Source organism: Nitrospiraceae bacterium, from assembly GCA_020632595.1.
Classification (GTDB): Bacteria; Nitrospirota; Nitrospiria; order Nitrospirales; family UBA8639; genus Nitrospira_E.
The window spans coordinates 74,810-91,385 of the sequence record JACKFF010000001.1 but is presented as its reverse complement, the minus strand read 5'-3'; the positions used below and the strand labels follow the sequence as shown (position 1 = coordinate 91,385).

Annotated in this window: 13 protein-coding genes; 7 read left to right on the top strand and 6 right to left on the bottom strand. The window is 52.6% G+C overall.

Annotation, left to right across the window (positions count from 1 at the left end):
• The first annotated feature begins 52 nt into the window (after window positions 1–52).
• Window positions 53–199, top strand: a complete 147-nt coding sequence (locus H6750_00415) for a hypothetical protein (protein ID MCB9772773.1) — start codon at window positions 53–55, stop codon at window positions 197–199.
• Window positions 200–551: 352 nt separating this feature from the next.
• Here the strand turns inward: H6750_00415 and H6750_00410 are convergent, their stop codons facing one another.
• Complete coding sequence (locus H6750_00410) at window positions 552–1,277, bottom strand: nucleotide-binding protein (protein ID MCB9772772.1); 726 nt, start codon at window positions 1,275–1,277, stop codon at window positions 552–554.
• 531 nt (window positions 1,278–1,808) lie between these two features.
• Window positions 1,809–2,054, bottom strand: a complete 246-nt coding sequence (locus tag H6750_00405) for a hypothetical protein (GenBank protein ID MCB9772771.1) — start codon at window positions 2,052–2,054, stop codon at window positions 1,809–1,811.
• A 434-nt stretch (window positions 2,055–2,488) separates the two neighbouring features.
• Here H6750_00405 and H6750_00400 point away from each other — a divergent pair, with 434 nt between their 5' ends.
• Window positions 2,489–3,700: a glutaredoxin family protein gene (locus H6750_00400; GenBank protein ID MCB9772770.1), complete on the top strand. Its 1,212-nt coding sequence runs from the start codon at window positions 2,489–2,491 to the stop codon at window positions 3,698–3,700.
• Window positions 3,701–3,863: 163 nt separating this feature from the next.
• On the top strand, window positions 3,864–5,591 hold the full coding sequence (locus H6750_00395; protein ID MCB9772769.1) for a PAS domain S-box protein: 1,728 nt from the start codon (window positions 3,864–3,866) through the stop codon (window positions 5,589–5,591).
• A gap of 347 nt (window positions 5,592–5,938) precedes the next feature.
• Here the strand turns inward: H6750_00395 and H6750_00390 are convergent, their stop codons facing one another.
• Window positions 5,939–6,178 carry a hypothetical protein gene (locus tag H6750_00390; GenBank protein MCB9772768.1) on the bottom strand — a complete coding sequence of 80 codons (240 nt, stop codon included), beginning with the start codon at window positions 6,176–6,178 and terminating at the stop codon, window positions 5,939–5,941.
• A 130-nt stretch (window positions 6,179–6,308) separates the two neighbouring features.
• Here H6750_00390 and H6750_00385 point away from each other — a divergent pair, with 130 nt between their 5' ends.
• Window positions 6,309–10,568 carry a hypothetical protein gene (locus H6750_00385; protein ID MCB9772767.1) on the top strand — a complete coding sequence of 1,420 codons (4,260 nt, stop codon included), beginning with the start codon at window positions 6,309–6,311 and terminating at the stop codon, window positions 10,566–10,568.
• A gap of 132 nt (window positions 10,569–10,700) precedes the next feature.
• On the opposite strand, the gene H6750_00380 is transcribed toward H6750_00385, so the two are convergent.
• From H6750_00380 to H6750_00370, 3 genes are all read right to left on the bottom strand, one after another.
• Window positions 10,701–11,552: a SufD family Fe-S cluster assembly protein gene (locus H6750_00380; GenBank protein MCB9772766.1), complete on the bottom strand. Its 852-nt coding sequence runs from the start codon at window positions 11,550–11,552 to the stop codon at window positions 10,701–10,703.
• Between the two features lie 90 nt (window positions 11,553–11,642).
• A complete protein-coding gene (locus tag H6750_00375) occupies window positions 11,643–12,371 on the bottom strand; it encodes an ATP-binding cassette domain-containing protein (protein ID MCB9772765.1) in 729 nt (242 codons plus the stop codon).
• A gap of 30 nt (window positions 12,372–12,401) precedes the next feature.
• Window positions 12,402–13,289: a DNA-binding protein gene (locus tag H6750_00370; GenBank protein ID MCB9772764.1), complete on the bottom strand. Its 888-nt coding sequence runs from the start codon at window positions 13,287–13,289 to the stop codon at window positions 12,402–12,404.
• A gap of 440 nt (window positions 13,290–13,729) precedes the next feature.
• On the opposite strand from H6750_00370, the gene H6750_00365 reads away from it, so the two are divergent.
• The 3 genes from H6750_00365 to H6750_00355 are packed head-to-tail and all read left to right on the top strand — an operon-like array spanning window position 13,730 to window position 16,574.
• The gene (locus H6750_00365) at window positions 13,730–14,815 is read left to right on the top strand and encodes an ABC transporter permease (GenBank protein ID MCB9772763.1); all 1,086 of its coding nucleotides are present in this window, start codon (window positions 13,730–13,732) and stop codon (window positions 14,813–14,815) included.
• A gap of 2 nt (window positions 14,816–14,817) precedes the next feature.
• Entirely contained in the window at window positions 14,818–15,612 is a 795-nt protein-coding gene (locus H6750_00360; GenBank protein ID MCB9772762.1) for an ATP-binding cassette domain-containing protein, read from the top strand.
• Window positions 15,609–16,574, top strand: a complete 966-nt coding sequence (locus H6750_00355) for an MCE family protein (protein MCB9772761.1) — start codon at window positions 15,609–15,611, stop codon at window positions 16,572–16,574. Before H6750_00360 ends, H6750_00355 begins: the two co-directional genes overlap by 4 nt.
• Window positions 16,575–16,576 lie beyond the last annotated feature (2 nt).

Here is a 16,576-nt window from a genome sequence, read left to right as displayed (position 1 = left end):
TTGTTCCGGCAAAAGTGGCCAAAGCCAGTGACGCCCAGACAGGTTTCATTAGATGGGACAGACGCGAGCCTTAAGAGGCGACCAACTCGGGGAGCCTGTCCTGAGTCCTGGCGAAGGGCTCAGACAAGGTCTGCTGAATCACCAGAGCGTCCGTTCCTTGAGCCTGTCAGCAGGCGTCGGACTTTGGGAAGGTGTGTAAGTCGGGTTCTCTAGCCGTGGTATCTATCGAAGTTTTGTGTTGCCGATTCGTCTTAGAAGATCAGACCCATAATTGGAATTCGGTGGCCTCGCCACAGGGCCAAAGGAGCCTAGTGAAGCAAGGAGCAATTGAATCATTGAGAAGAGATGGTATCGGTGCCATGTTCTGTTCTGCGGGAACGAACCCCGGCACAAAAAGATATCAAGAAGTTGCCGGTTCCTTCTTGGGATACAAGTCAGTCTTGCGCAGGGGAAGCAGGCATGGGAGTCGACCCGGACCAGTTCCGATGGTCCCGAATTAAAATATAGATGTTTGGAGGACCTGACCCCCCTCAGACTGCATTTTGTGACGCCTATCGCTCAGGTTCGATGTACTGGCCTTTAATCGAAAGAGTGTCGCTCTCATTCGTGTGCTTCCATTGGTCGGAGTCTGCATCATACTCAAAGCGGCTGTGCACTCTCCCGTCCAATTTCAACAATTCCAGCTTCTTCCTAAACAGTCGCCACTTGTGCTCGTTTCGGTTGTTGCCTTCCACAATGACCCCGTCCGGACCGAAGACGATACGCTTCGACGCCTTCATTGTGGGATTGAACACGAGTCTATAGGGCTGACTCACCAGGAGTCGTTCCAATGACTGCGCGTCGTGTCCGCCCGTACCCACTGTATTGCCATAGCCTGGGATGAGAGCCTTCTTGATCTTGTTGCATGCTGGCCCCACAGCTGCGAGGAGGTTGCCATCAGCACGCTGATGGTTGTAGTCGAGCGGCGTAATAACCGCCAGATCTGAAGGAAGATGCAGGTCGCCTATGTCCCTCGGGAGAAGAATGAATGTCTGGTGTCTGCCCAGTACTCCCACGAATAGCCCAAGCTCAAAGATCACGTTGTCCCGCACAACACATTTGGGCAGGCCTCGAAGGATGGCGGCGTCGTCTGGTGTGAAAACGAACAATGCAGCATCAAACCTTTTCGGCTGCTCGGTCAGGGACTCCATTGTCGTGCGAGAGGGCTGAAAGATCCCCTGCGTCCAGACTGTTACCTCCAGTGCACGATCCAGTTCTTCTTGCACGGCATACGCCACGTCCAAGCTCTCGCTCGCTGACCCTACGAACAGGCGCTTCTTCATAACATCCGTTCTCAGTCGTGATCGGCTGAACAATGTTTAGGCGGATCCGCATAAGAGCCGGATCTGCCAATTTCTATAACACGCCATCGTATTTTCTGAAAATACCGACATGATCGTTGCATTTCAATGTTACCGTGGAACTCCCGTCCACACAAAGAGGTCGGCCTCGATGAGGGGGGATTCTTGAGTAATGCACAAGCTTTGTCAAGGATTGATCGGGTGGCCTGAGCGAGATCCTTCGCGCTGCTCAGGATGACAGAGTCGGTCAAGACATGGGCGAGAACGTAGATGTTGTGCCTTGAGCGAAGTCTGAAAACTCAGTCAAATTTCATGGCTGTATGTGGTGGGGTAAAATAATATCCACATGGCCTGAAGGCTAGCCAAGTTTGATTCGAGGAATGAAGGCTTGCGAGATATGTGCGAGGGGCTGGGTTCAACAAGATTAACGGGACAATTCACTGAAGAACCATCCGAAGACCTACCTGGCTACATTTGGTCCTCGTCGCCGGTGGGTTGGAGTTCTGTGATGTTGGTCACCACTAACGAAGAGTGAATGGGAGTTTGCTCAGACGATGGTTGTTCTGTTGCGTGTTCCTCTTGCTCAAGAAGCTTTTGGATATGTTCGGGATCAATTGAATTCAGTTCGGACAGGATTCGTTCTTTGTTCACCGATACCATCGTCCCATCCTCTTCCGTGACCTTCACCGCATATTCCACGCGAGCGATTTTCATCCTGGTCGTGTTTTCCTCTTTTCGTTGTCTTTCATCATAGTTTTCCCGAAGTCGTTGTAGAGTATTGCGACAGGTGAACCTGGGACGGGTCATAAGTAATCTATAGGCCGGAAGATGGCAAATTTTCAAGCCTTGTATGCGGTCTTATTGCCAGAGCCGGATTATTGGTGTGGTCAGTTCTAATGGGTACAGGGCCTAAAGGCCACCTAGGATGTGTCACCTCAAACCTTTTCTGTGCTAGATTTATATTTCCAATAAATAATTTGTTGACTAGGGATCAACCTTTTCTAAAGCTGCGGGAAATATCTAGCATTCCTTCTTGACTTATCGAGTCTATCTCATAGATGAAAATCCCCAAACTCAATAATTTTAATTTTGTTCCTCTTTCCCTCCGCTTCCGAAAGCCAGGGGGGCAGCAGAGCCCAACTCATTGGATGGAATTTAGATGGCCTTTCGTTCTGTTGTGCGTGGGACTTGTGGTGGTGGGGATGCTTGGTCTGTCAGGGAAGCCTGACGTGCTTCCGGATCAGGCTGAGAGTGATCTTGAAGTGTTTGTCCGCCAGGGATGCCCGCATTGCGAAAAGGCGAAAAGCTACCTGACCCGGCTGAAGCAACAATATCCCAAACTTACTGTAAACGTTCGCGATATTGGGGAAGATCCCCAGGCGTTACTTCGATTGAAGACCTTGGCGGCGAAATTCGGTATGACACCACTGGGTGTGCCCGCGTTCTATGGGGGAGGGGAGTTGTTGATCGGCTTTGAGTCTGCCGAGACAACCGGGCAGCAACTGGAAGAATTGTTAGGGCGTCCACCGCCGGATGCGGGAACTTCCTCTAAAGGTGCCTGTCCGGTTGAACCTGATATGCCCTGTCCCCCGGTATCCAGTCAAAGCGATGCCGGGGGAAAGAGTGTTCAGGTTCCTTTTTTGGGGGACCGGACTCTTCCAGAACTCGGCCTACCGCTTTTTACACTCTTTCTCGGACTTCTTGATGGATTCAATCCTTGTGCGATGTGGGTCTTGCTGTTTCTTCTGGCGTTGCTGGCCAACCTTCGGGATCGGCGCAAGATGTTTCTCCTGGCGGGCACATTCGTCCTGGTCAGCGGAGTGGTGTATTTTGCGTTCATGGCGGCGTGGCTGAATGTCTTTCTGTTCATCGGGTATGTGCGAATCATCCAAGTGCTGATGGGTGGGTTGGCCGTCGGCATTGGCCTGCTGAATGTCAAGGAATTTTGGGCCTTTGGGCAAGGCCTTTCCCTTACCATTCCCGAGTCGGTGAAGCCGGGGCTCTATGCCCGAATTCGAAAAATTTTAGCGGCCGAGCATGTCGGTCAGGCGATGATCGGCATTCTGGTGTTGGCCACCCTAGTGAACATGGTTGAGTTTGTGTGTACGGCGGGCTTTCCGGCCATGTTCACTCAGGTGTTGAGCCAACAGGGTCTGACCACGTTTGAGTATTACGGATATCTCGGTCTCTACAATCTGGCCTATGTCGCCGATGATGCGGTGATGGTGACGATCGCCGTGGTTACCCTGAGCCATCGTAAATTGCAAGCACGGGAGGGCCGGTGGCTTAAACTGATCAGCGGATTGGTCATGCTGGGGTTGGGTTTACTTTTGCTGTTCGCTCCAAAGCACTTATTCTAACCTGTCGGAGGCAAATAATTGAAGGAGCCTTGTGATTAATGAATAAGAGTTTTAAAGTAACATTGTTCTCGTACAGACACAGAATCATTCTCACGGATGTCACTATGACGTTGGAAACCGAAGAAGGTCTCAAAACGTTCCCTGGAGAGTTTGTGGAGGGTCCGTGTTGGCTAAACACGAGCACGATCTCTTGTATGGGCAGCAGATAGAACAACTCTATGCCCTTGCACCCGTTGGGATCATTGCCTCTCTGGTCAATGGATCCATTCTGACTGGTATCCAATGGAACGTGATCTCCCATGACCTGTTGCTTACCTGGTTGACCGGCCTGTTCCTGCTCAACGGGGCATGGACTCTACTCTGGTATCAATTTCGCAATGCATCTCGACATCCGCAGGATTCCCATCGATGGGGGCGTAGATTTCTTGGCGCGACCCTTGCCTCCGGCATTCTTTGGGGGGTAACCGGTGTCATACTCTTTCCCGAAAGCTCCATTCCCCATCAGATTTTTTTGGCCTTTGTGTTAGGAGGCATGATTGCCGGGGCGACCGCAGTTCATGCGCCCTTGCAAGGTGCTTTTCTGGCCTATGCTCTCCCGGCCATTAGCCCGCTCATCATTCAATTCTTTCTCCTGAATGAAGAACGGCATATGGCCATGGGAGGCATGTGTCTCCTTTTCCTGACAATGATGTTTGTCACCTTACGACGGAACCATACTGTCACGATGGCTTCCATGACCTTAAACCTCGAATTGGGCAAGTCCAACCAAGCCTTACAACGCGAAATCAGTCAACGTGAACAGGCAGAGGTGGCGCTTCGGGAAAGCCGGGAACAGTTACATTCGATTGTGCAATCAACCGATGAGGGTATCATTTCCTTGAATAGTCAGGGGAAGGTCATGTTGTGGAATACAGGAGCGGAAACCTTGTTTGGCTTTTCGATGGAGGAGATGAAAGGTCAGACCTTAGAGTGCATCATTCCTGAACGGTTTCGCCAGGCTCATCAACAGGGAATTTTACGGGCCTCGCGAGCGGGGAAAAAGACCGTTGTGGGAGAGATGTTTGAGCTGATGGGACTTCGACGGGACGGCAGCGAATTCCCTCTGGAACTGTCTCTGGGATATTGGCACAAGCACGGAGAGATCTTTTTTACCGGCATTGTCCGGGATATCACAGCACGCAGGAAGACAGAACGGGCTCTTCATTGCAGAGAGCGGGAACTTGAGCAGAGCCAGGAAGAGCTCCGGGCTCTTGGTGCGCAACTCATTTCTGCTCAAGAAGATGAGCGCCGCCGTCTCTCCCGTGAACTGCACGATGATATGAATCAACGGTTAGCCATGGTCGCGCTCGAGATAGATTCTGTTCAGAGGTCCCTGCCGGAGTCGGATCCGATGCAGAAGACTCTTCATCATCTGAATGATCAAGTGTCTGCGCTTTCCGATAGCGTCCTGCATCTGGCCTATCAGCTTCATCCTTCGATTTTGGATGACTTGGGGTTAGTCGTCGCCCTTAAGTCCTCTATTCAAGAATTTTCTCAATGGGAGAACATTGCGGTCACGTTTCAACCCCGGGATGTCCCTCAGTTTCTGCCTCAGGATATTGCGTCGTGTGTGTATCGGGTGACGCAGGAATGTTTACGAAATGTGGCGAAGCATGCGCAGGCGTCTCAAGTGTCTGTGGAGGTGAAAGGGGTAGAGGGTGGCCTCCAACTCGTCATTACGGATAACGGTAAAGGATTCATCCCTGAGTCTGGTTTGCGAGGCACTCGCGGGTTAGGGCTAATTGCCATGAAAGAACGAATTCGTGTGGTGCAAGGTAAATTTGTTGTTAAAGCCTCAGAGGGCAAAGGCACGACAGTGACTGCCTGGATTCCACTCTCCCCAACTAGTTAATTCCGATTGCAAAATTTGGTCTTTTCTTCAACAAGCCTCTCCCTCCATTCAAGCCTGGGAGTGTTGAATAATAAAGATTTTCAAGGAAAAATTTGCCCAGGATTAGGTTACTCATCAAAGGCTCCGGGTCGGTTCAAAAAAGTCCGTCCAGCAAGGCCGCAGCCGTTTTTACGCGCGGAGCGTACGCGTAGTACGTGAGCACGGAAAAAAGGAGAGAACGCCGCTGGCGGCTTTTTTCAACAGACCCAGCCTCTCTGTTTGGCCAGCGGCACAGTCGTAAGCCGTCAGGGGGTAAACTTTTCTGCTAAAAACCTTTGATGGTCTGTCGCATTTGACTACAGGGCCATTTATCTTCTGCCCCTAAACGCGTCACTAGAGTATGAGTGGATCTCATGTCCTCTCAAATCTCCCTTGTTTCTCCCTATCTTTCCGAAAAGATGTTTTTTGACCTTTCTGGCTCCCTTCCTGCACCTCTTTGAAAGTAATGTGTTGTGACCTCTCTGTGAAGCAAGGACCTTAGGGAGTGCTGCATCTCTGATATCGATCACTTCAATGGAGGTGAAGAGTTCAGCAAGAGAAGCGTTCATTTTGATGATTGGCCTTCATAATGTCATCCAAGAGAAAAAGCCTTTTTCGGCAAAGAGCGTATGATGAGTCTTTCAGGCCCTGTGGCGAGCTGAGGGATGTACCCACTCTCTGGTTTCGGGAGGTTTTGCCATGTCTTATATTGGTGTGAACATCGGTGCTCTGACTGTGAAGGTGGCAGTGCTCCGGGGCGATACGAGGGATGCCAGGGTGGTGGCTCATCAAGGGCGTCCCCTGCAGGTGCTTGAGGAATTGCTCGCCAGCCCGGAGTTCGCAGATGCGGAATACTATGGCGTCTCCGGTCAGCTTGGGCATATTCCCGAAGTGGCCGCTATCCAGCGAGCCCTTCGTGAGGTGGAAGGCGCGTTTGATGCGGTGGCCTGTCTTGGGGGCGAATCCTTCCTGGTCTATCTCCTCGTGGACGGAAAGATCACCAATGTCTTATCTCATAATAAATGTGCGGCCGGAAGCGGGGAATTTTTTATGCAGCAGATCGGCCGGATGGGGTTGGAAACGGACGAGGCAATCCAGCGTTCTTTCAGCGGGAAAGTTGTGCCCCTGGCCTCTCGCTGCTCTGTGCACTGCAAATCGGATATCACCCATAAGCTGAATCGGAACGAGGCCACCCCCGAAGATATTTTACATACGCTTCATGACAGTATGTCCAACAAGGTGATTGCGTTGTTGGAAAAAGGAATGCACGAGCCGAAACGGGTGCTCTTGACCGGCGGGGTGACCCGTAATGCGGCCATGCTGGCGGCGTTGCGCGAAAAGCTTCCGGCCACGGATTTTGTCGTGCTGCCGGAGAGTCCCTGGTTCGAAGCCTGGGGCAGTGCATTGATCGCCCGGGATGAGCCGGTTTACACCTCGCCTCAAATCTCGGCTCAGGCCAGCCTTGGCCATCTCCCGCCGCTTCATCGCTATGCCGATCGCGTAAAAATTATTCCGGCCTTGCCACATCAAGCGCCTCCCGACGGCATGATGGTCCTTGGAGTCGATGCCGGATCGACCACTACTAAGGCGATTCTGTTGGATCCCGCCACGTATGGCGTGGTGGCTTCCCATTATGCGCGCACACAGGGAGATCCTGTGCGGGCCACTCGTGAATGCCTTCAAGCCCTGGTGGATCAACTTGGCAATCGTGCCGTGGGTCTCGTGGGAACGACCGGGTCAGCACGAGAACTTGTCGGGGCCTATTTGGGCACCGAATATGTCTACAACGAAATCTCGGCTCACGCTGCGGGGGCGAACCATTTTGATGCCGGTGTGGACACGATTTTTGAAATCGGTGGGCAGGATTCCAAATATATTTATCTGCGCAACGGGGTTCCCATCGACTATGCCATGAACAACGCCTGTTCGGCGGGAACCGGCTCGTTCCTCGAGGAGAGTGCTCACGGAGATCTGGGCATAAAGGTGTCGGAAATTTCGAACATCGCCCTGGACGCGCCTTCGCCGGTCCATTTCAAGGCGACCTGCGCCGCCTTCATCAACTCTGATATTCGCATCGCGCAACAGGGGGGGCACCCACGTGACAACATTGTGGCCGGATTGGTCTATGCCATCGTCAGTAATTATCTCAATAGAGTGAAGGGCCCGCGCTATGTGGGAAAGAAAGTGTTTCTGCAGGGCGGCGTCGCGTTGAACCATGCGATTGGCCACGCCTTCGCCCATAGTATCGGACGCGATATCGTCATTCCCCCCAGCCCTGAGTTACTCGGGGCCCTGGGGGTCGGGTTGCTCGCACTTCAGAGGTCCGGTGGCGCACTCGGCTCGGCAACCAATCTGCTGGCCTTGGCCGAACCAGAGATGACGCTGGCCGGGCGGTTTACCTGCGGGGCGTGTGCCATGTATTGCAGTATCGACCGGTTTATCGTCGCCGGCCGGCGGTTTCCCTTCGGCGGTCGTTGCAGCCTTTTTGAAAGCGTGTGGAAAAGAAAGGTCCGAACCGTTGCGGCTCCCGATCTGGTCGAGAAGCGGGCCAAATTAATTTTCACCAGTGTCCCACCCCCTATGTCCACCACTCCCAACCAAGAAGGAGGAAATCACATTGGCTGGGGTGTCAAGCGTGCCTTCGATAGCGCGAAGTCACTTGTGGAAGCCTCCCTCGGCCACCCTCACCCCGTGACCGCCGGTGAGCAAGGAAAGAAGCAACAGATCGGGATCCCACGAGCACTCATGACGCATTCCCTCTATCCGCTCTATTCAACCTTTTTCTCCAGCCTGGGGATGGAAGTGGTGTTGTCGGATGTGGACCCGCGTGGCGATTTGAAGTCGAACGCGGGATTCTGCTTTCCCATACAAATTGCCCACGGCGCGGTGTTAGATCTCTCCCGAAAAAAGTTGGATCTGGTTTTTCTGCCTCAGGTGACGCGCATGCCTCATCAAAATGCCTGCCGGGAATGCTATTTGTGTCCGATCACCCAAGCCTGTCCGTATTTTATGTCTAAAGCCTTCTCCGATATTCGCTTTCTTTCGCCGGTGTTAGATTTTGTGAACGGCTATGAGGCGTGTGTGGCCCTTGTGGATATGGCTGTCGAGGATTTGCAGATGCCGCGTGAGTTGGCTCAACAGGCATGGGAAGCGGCTATCCGGGTTCAGAGAGAAAGCGAGCAGGCCCTTCGGGACCTTGGTCAGTCGGCCTTGAACGAGGCGGTGGCATCGGGAATGCCCGCGATTTTACTCGCCGGGCACAGCTACAGTGCATTTACCCAGGAGGCGTCTCAATCAGTGGGAAAGAAATTATCCAGTATGGGGGTTCCCGTGATTCCAGCCGATTGTCTCGCGTCTATTGAAGACGGTTCCACGTCATGGCATTTTGCAAACCAGATTTTAAATGCGATGGCCGTAACCAAAAAATATCCGAACCTGTTTTTGCTCTGCGTGAGTAATTTTAGTTGCACCATCGATGCCTTCACGCATTCCGTGCTGTCTTCCGAGATGGGCGCCAAGCCCTATCTGATTCTTGAAATCGATGCGCACACGGCGGATGCGGGCGTGCAGACACGGTTGGAGGCCTTCCTGGACATCGTCCAGAACTACCGTGAAGCGCAAACCAGTTCGGGCAAACCGTTTATCCCATGCCGGTTGACGTCCAGCGGGCATATTGCCCGTTCGAACGGAGAGCAGGTGCGGTTAGACGATCCACGGGTAAAAATTTATTTCCCGAATTTCTCCGACTACCATACCCAGGCTGCGGCCATGTCGGCCCAGTGGTTAGGGTTGCATGTCGGCGACCTTATTCCCCTGGATCGAAGCCAGCTTGACCGGGGACTTCAACATACCTCGGGTCGTGAGTGTCTACCCCTGCCCATTTGTATTGGGCAGTTGCTTCAGGTGGCTGAGCACCGTCGTCCAGGTGAAATTGCCGGCTTCTATATGATCCGTGGTGGTGCCCCCTGCGTGACCGATTGCTACATGGGGTATTTTGAGAGGTTTATTGCCGAACAACGACTGTCCGACATTTTTCTCTTGAGTCCCGGACCGGAAAATAATTACGGAGGGTTAGATCTGGCATCCCTGCCGAAGCATTTATTACCGACGATGCATGTGGCAGATATCCTCGTGGAAATCGAGCAGGTTCTGCGGGTGGTGGGTACACCTGAAAGCGTGGACCAGCTCAAAGCCGAGTGGCAGCGATTCAAACACGCTGCTCGCTCATTCGATCAATTTCAAGCCGGACTCCCTGGATTGATCGATCGGCTTGCCGCCTTTCCACGTGAGCGGGATCCCTTGACCTGTCCGCGAGTGGTGGTCACGGGCGATTTTTTTACCCGATTCAGTCCTTTTTTTATGGACGGTGTGCGTGACCGGTATAACCAAAAAGGCATTATTCTCAAGCCGGTTGATCTGGGTGACCTCGTGCTCTATGACTCCTATGACCGGATCACAAGAAATGCCGACGGGTGGGGGATGAAACCAGGAGGTTTGGCCATGGCGAAGGCGTGCACAAGAATCCTGCAGCCCGATGGCAGGGAGTATCTGCAGCAGTGGTTGGGTCACCAGACCGTAGAATGGTCCGAGCACTATTACCGTGGCCTTTTTCGTCGAACAGGATTGCTGGTCGCAGGAGCCAATAATGTCGCCTCCCTATTTGAGAAAGCGGCAGAGCATATTTCGCCGACCATTTATGGCGAGATTATTCCGACCTTGGGCAAGGGGCTTGAAGCCGCCAGTGAAGGTTATGACGGCATTATCCTTCTGGGACCATTCAATTGTCTGCAATACCGGATCTCGGAGGCGATCCTCAAGCCTTGCAGTATTAAGCAGGGGATGCCAATTCTGACCTATGAGAGTGACGGCTATGCGGTCTCGCCGTCGGTCCTGAGACAGGTCGAGGTGCATGTCCAGCAGGTTCTTGAGCATGCGGCCAGGCACTGTATGGTGCCATGAGGTGCAGGGCATGCAGAGCGATAGCATGTGAGGGGATGGCTCTCTGAGGGGTGTACCTGCAACTTTTGTTGAAGAGATCGTTGCCAGCTGCTTTTTCCCTGATGCTCTGTTTCCAGAACAGAGAGTGAAGACTTATTGCAGCATGCCGCTGACAATCAGTTCCGTGGCCTGTTCCGGGTCGAGTCCATGCGCCATTAAGGTTTCCAACTCCTTTTTGTCCACCGTTCCGATGGCGGCTTCATGTGTGACTTTTGCCTCCGGATGCGTCACTTCTACGATGGGAATGGCGCGGCCGATCGCACGGTCCTTGATAATTTCCCGACAATCCACATGCCCGCGGGCTCCTTTGGCATGCGCTTCCATGATGCCGGTCATGTCACCCTGAGCGTCATGTTCTAACGCTACACGCGTTGTAATGAGCCCCCTCGCATACTCACCGGCCAGTATCATTTTTTCCTTGATGTGAATGATGTCGCTTCCTCGTCCGAATACTTTTGAGGTAAGCTCCGCCACAGCCGATGTGGCCACCTCCACGACGTAATCGATGTTCAACTGTCCGACCCGGCCCTTCACCAGAGAAAAATCGGAAAAATATTGTGCGCCGGGTCCGACTGCAATAATGGCCTTGGGAACAACGACCATGCCTCCATGCGTTCCTTGGTAATGATTTTCGTGGTATCGCACATGCGCACCTTCTTTAATCGCAATCGTGGCATCCATGCGGTGTTCTCCAAACTCCACAAATGGGAACAGACAGTGGGCGACAAATGAAACCGACGCGCCTTCTTCAATAACCAGCCTGGTCTGAATGCGTTGAATCCCGGTTTTTTCGGTAATGCCCAGACAGAGATGAATCGGGAGGTCTATGTGCTTTCCCTTCTCAATGATGATGGTGTTGGTAATGCGATCTCCCGTTTCTTGCGCGTCAATCGTGACGCCGGGAATTTCCCGTTGACTGACCAGCTGATGGCCGCTGGCGGCCATATGGGCAATGTGCCGATCCTGAAAAACCTCAGGGTCCCCGCCCAGCGATTGGAATGTGTCAGTCAGAATTTTGAGTTCGCGCATAGGGTCCTACCTGGCCATGGTCAATGGTATACAGCGTTCACCATCACATCGAACGCAACTACCTTTTTTATACTGGTCGGCAATGTCCTTAGGATTGCCCGAGGCAATAATCCGTCCCCCACAGAGTTGCGAGGCGTGATCGGCCATCAAGGCAATTGTTTCCTGGTGAGTAATCAGCAGGACGGAGGCGCCCCCCTCTTTAAACGAACGAATGACATGCATCATGTCCTGGACCGAAAGCATGTCGATCCCGGAAGTGGGTTCATCCAGAATGGCGAATAGAGGTTTCATGGCCAGAACGGACGCCAGCTCAATACGTTTGCGTTCGCCTCCGCTCAATGATGTATCCACCAAGCGGTTCCCATAGGTGTCAGGTGAGAGTCCCACCCTGGTGAGATACGGCGCGGGATCGATGTCCGGTTTTCCTATCCTGATGTATTGAGAGACGGTCATGCCTTCGAAGCGAGCCGGTTCCTGCCACGCGAGGGTCATGCCCAATCGTGCTCGTTCAAACATCGGCAAAGGCCCAAGATCCTTCCCCTTGAAGGTCATCAGTCCGCTGGTGGGAGCAAAGCCCTGGCAACCCATTAAGACATAGGCCAATGTGCTTTTCCCGGAGCCATTGGCCCCTAACAAGGCATGAATTTCCTGTTCCTCAATAGGGAGAGTGAGATCCTGAAGGATCGTCTTTCCATGAATTTCACACACAAGATGTTGAATGTCGACCAATGGCATGTCGGTTGTGTTTCCTTCCTATCAAAATCGTCATGAGGTGGCAGTCTCATGTTCGGGGGCTGTCTGCTTTTCATAATAGCGCAGGCATGCCCCTTCCCGGCCCCTCACGATTCGTCGCCCCTCCAGGATTCCCCATTCAGCGGTGATGATCGTACATTGGGACTCTTTCACCCTATCGTCGAAAAACAGTACGACCCAGTCGCGGGTTTTCCCTTTTTGATGCGCCCGGGCCGTGTTGGAAAATAAGGCCGTGTAATGCCGATTCCCGCGTTGCGTATGAAGGATGGGAAGCCAGGCTTCATGGGTGGGATTAAACCGGCGTGGAGCCACGCAATGCAGCAGTCCGGCTTTGGCTTTGTCCCGGTATTCCCGATCGACATCCAGCAGTTCTTGGATGGAAGGGATGTCTTGCGTATCCTGATGAACGGTCGCTCGAACGCGTCCCAATCGTTCGGTTAAACAGGCGATGATCCCGGCCAGGCGTTTTTCTCCAATTCCGCCTGCCTGCCGTAACCGCCCGTCATGAGCGGCCGTTTCCAGTTCTTCAAGTGTATCGATTTCCAAGTCATGATGGAGACGGGCGGCCAGTTTTTTCCCGATTCCGGGAATCGTGGCCAAGAGACTTTCGGATTCTGCTTCACCTCTTAACCGTTCGAGCATCGGTAATCTTCCTCGGAGGACTAGTTCCCGTATGGCACGGGCCAGGCTTTCTCCGATACCGGGAAGCGTTTTCAGTTCCTCAACCCCCTTAGTGCGGATCAGCTCGTCGACGGGTTGTTCTAACTGTTCGAGTGTCCGGGCGGCATGCTGATAGGCTTGAGCGCGAAAGGGATTGCTTCCCTGGTTGTGCAGAAGTTCAGCCACTTCTTTCAACCGTTGGGCTATGGTGATATTCAAAGGGGGAATGCTTGTGGTCATCGATACCAGTGACGAAAAATATTCATCTTTACTCCTGAGAGAAAAATGACAGCAAGGGTTGTGCTCAAAGAGTAAAACACTCAGGACTCAGGGTTTTTCAGCGAATTTAGAAAATGGATAACATCTCAGATGTAGCATTTCGCGCCACTGTCCCCAATGTGGAAATATGATTTTTGGGTAGGGTATCTAGAGGTGGTAATTTTAAGAAAAACATCCCAAGTCCTGGGTGCAAAACTGGTTTTTCAAGAAATCACCATGCGGGAGGAAAGTGTATGGCGTTGTCCATGTTCCCAGGCATTCCCATTGCAGCTGGGTTATCCTAGAGAAAGAACGCAAGGCCCGGCTTTGGTTCCCAAAACCTGTTGGTTAACTTCTCACGCAATTTTTTCCGGTTTCCTATGACTGGAACACATCAAAATAGACCGCCGCATGTCCTTATCATGGATGATTCCATCGTTCGTTGTGAAGGATCATGGATCATTCCTCATCTCACAATGCTGAATACGTTACTGATGGAAATCCAGTGGCCGCTGGTGCGAGAGCTGGTGTGGGATGTGGTGAATATTCGGGCCATGGATACGGGTGGTGCGATTGTGCTGTATCGGACCATTATGGAGCTTCGTTCAAAAGGGCACCAAGTCTCGCTTGAAGGCCTACGTCCGGAGTTTGAGGAACTGATGCAATTAGTCGCGAGCCATTGGGATCGAATCCATCCCGCATTGCCCGTGAGCGAACATACGGAGAAAAATTTCAAATGGTGGGTGTCCCGGCATATCGGCCATATGGTGAAAGCTCTGGCGTTTGTCGGAGAGGCGACGGTGCATATGATCCGTTCACTCCGACGACCTTCATTAATCCGATGGAGGGCGTTGTTCCGCAGCCTGGACCGGGATGGCTATCATGCGTTGCCGATAACCGGATTGCTCGCCTTTCTCATGGGTGTGGTGATTGCGTATCAGGGTGCCGAACAATTGCGTCAGTTTGGAGCCAATATTTTCGTGGTGGATCTCGTCGGCATCTCATTGTTTCGTGAAATTGCTCCCTTGATCGTGGCCATTCTGATTGCCGGGCGTTCGGGATCAGCCTATGCCGCCCAGATTGGCACGATGAAGGTGACGGAGGAGTTGGATGCTGTCAGGACCCTGGGACTTTCGCCCATGCAATTGCTGGTACTTCCGCGGGTCCTTGCGCTTGTCATCGCGGTCCCCCTTTTGACGGTGTATGCGGATATTCTCGGAGTCATTGGCGGTGCATTGGTTGCCTCCAGTCAGCTGAATGTCAGCGGGGTGGAGTTTGTGGGACGATTTGAAGAATCCGTGGCACTCCGGCACTTTTTTATCGGGATTGGGAAAGCCCCGTGTTTTGCCGTTATCATCGCCATGGTCGGCTGTTATCAGGGGTTTCAGATCCGGGGTAATGTCGATGATGTGGGTAAGAGAACCACGATTGGCGTGGTCCAAAGTATTTTTCTGGTTATCGTGTTTGATGCGGTGTGCAGCATTGTTTTTAGTTGGTGGAATATTTAACGATGGCTTCAGGCATTATTCATCACGCAAATCCTATTATTGAAGTGAGCCATGTGTGTACCCGGTTTGGTGACGCCGTTGTCCATGATGATGTCAATTTGTCGATTATGTCGGGGGAGATCTTTGCCATCGCAGGCGGGAATGGTTCAGGAAAATCCACACTCCTCCGGGAAATCATTGGATTACACGCACAGGCTGAAGGAACCATTCGCCTGTTCGGACATGACGTGGCAGCGTTAAGAGAGCAGGGTGCACAGAATATATACCGGCGTTTGGGGGTCATGTTTCAGCAGGGCGCCTTATTCAGTTCGTTGACCTTGGCGGAAAATGTCGCCGTGCCGTTAAAAGAGCATACTGATATCTCCCCGGAACTCATTCGCGAGATTGTGGCCGTAAAAATTGCCACGGTCGAATTGCCCATGGACAGTGCCGATAAATTCCCCAGTGAATTGAGTGGGGGTATGCGGCGACGAGCGGCGTTGGCACGGGCGATTGTTATGGATCCGGAGCTCATTTTTTTGGATGAACCCACTGCCGGCCTGGATCCTCTCATTGCGGCGGGATTTGATGCCTTGGTCTTGCAATTAAAAGCGGTACTAGGCTTAACGGTGGTGATGGTCACGCATGATCTTGATTCTCTCTGGCGCATCGCAGATCGTGTCGCCGTGCTCGGAAACGGCACCATCCTGGGTGTAGGAACGATGCACGAACTAGCGGAATCACGGGATCCCATCATTCATGAATATTTCCATGGTCCCCGGGGGAGGGCGGCCCAGAGTCAAAATGAGGTTTCATGATGGAGCCGCGAGGGAATTACGTCATGGTCGGATTGTTCGTTTTTGTGCTGGGTGCGATTGCGGTGGGAATGGTGTTGTGGTTGGGGAAATCAGATTACCGCGGCGCGTATGACCAGTACCATGCCTACATGCGGCAATCCGTGTCCGGGTTAAGCGTCGACTCGACGGTGAAATATCGGGGGGTGAATGTGGGGCGAGTGAAAGAAATTGCGTTGAATCCTGACAATCCCGAGGAGGTGCGTTTGACGCTTGATATTCTTCGGGGCACACCCATCAAGACCGATACGGTTGCGACGCTAGAGACGCAGGGATTAACGGGATTGGCGACGATGAATTTGGAAGGAGGGAGCCGCGAGGCTCCAAGATTGGAATCCGAGCTGGGTCAAGAATATCCGGTCATTCAGACGAAACCCTCCCTTTTCTTTCGTTTGGACATGGCCATTTCGCGTCTCCTATCAGAGCAGGGACTCTCCAAGCTCTTGAGTAGTTTGCATGGGTTGAGTGAGAACGCTTCGGCGTTCATGAATGAGGAGAACCGCTTAAAGATGGAAGGGATTCTGAATGATCTTTCCATAGTGTCTCACACTTTGACGCGGCACAATGAATCGATAGCACAGGGAATTGACCGGGCGTCCGAAGCTGCCGAGAATCTGGCCATGCTGACTTCAACGGTGAACCATGACTTGCCAAGACTGGTCGCGCGAATTCACCAGAGTGTCACAGCAGTCAAGACGGTGGCGGAAGAATTGGCTCGAACCGGAAAGACGTTAGAGTCCATCGTTGAGGAAAGCCATCCGGACATCCAGCAATTCACGCGCGAAACTTTGGGTGAAACCGGGCAATTAGTCATCGAACTCCGGCAGCTGACACACACGTTGCAACGAGTGGCTCATCAAATCGAGCAGGAACCCGACTCGCTGATTTATGGTCGACCATCTCAACCCAGAGGTCCCGGTGAGTAAAG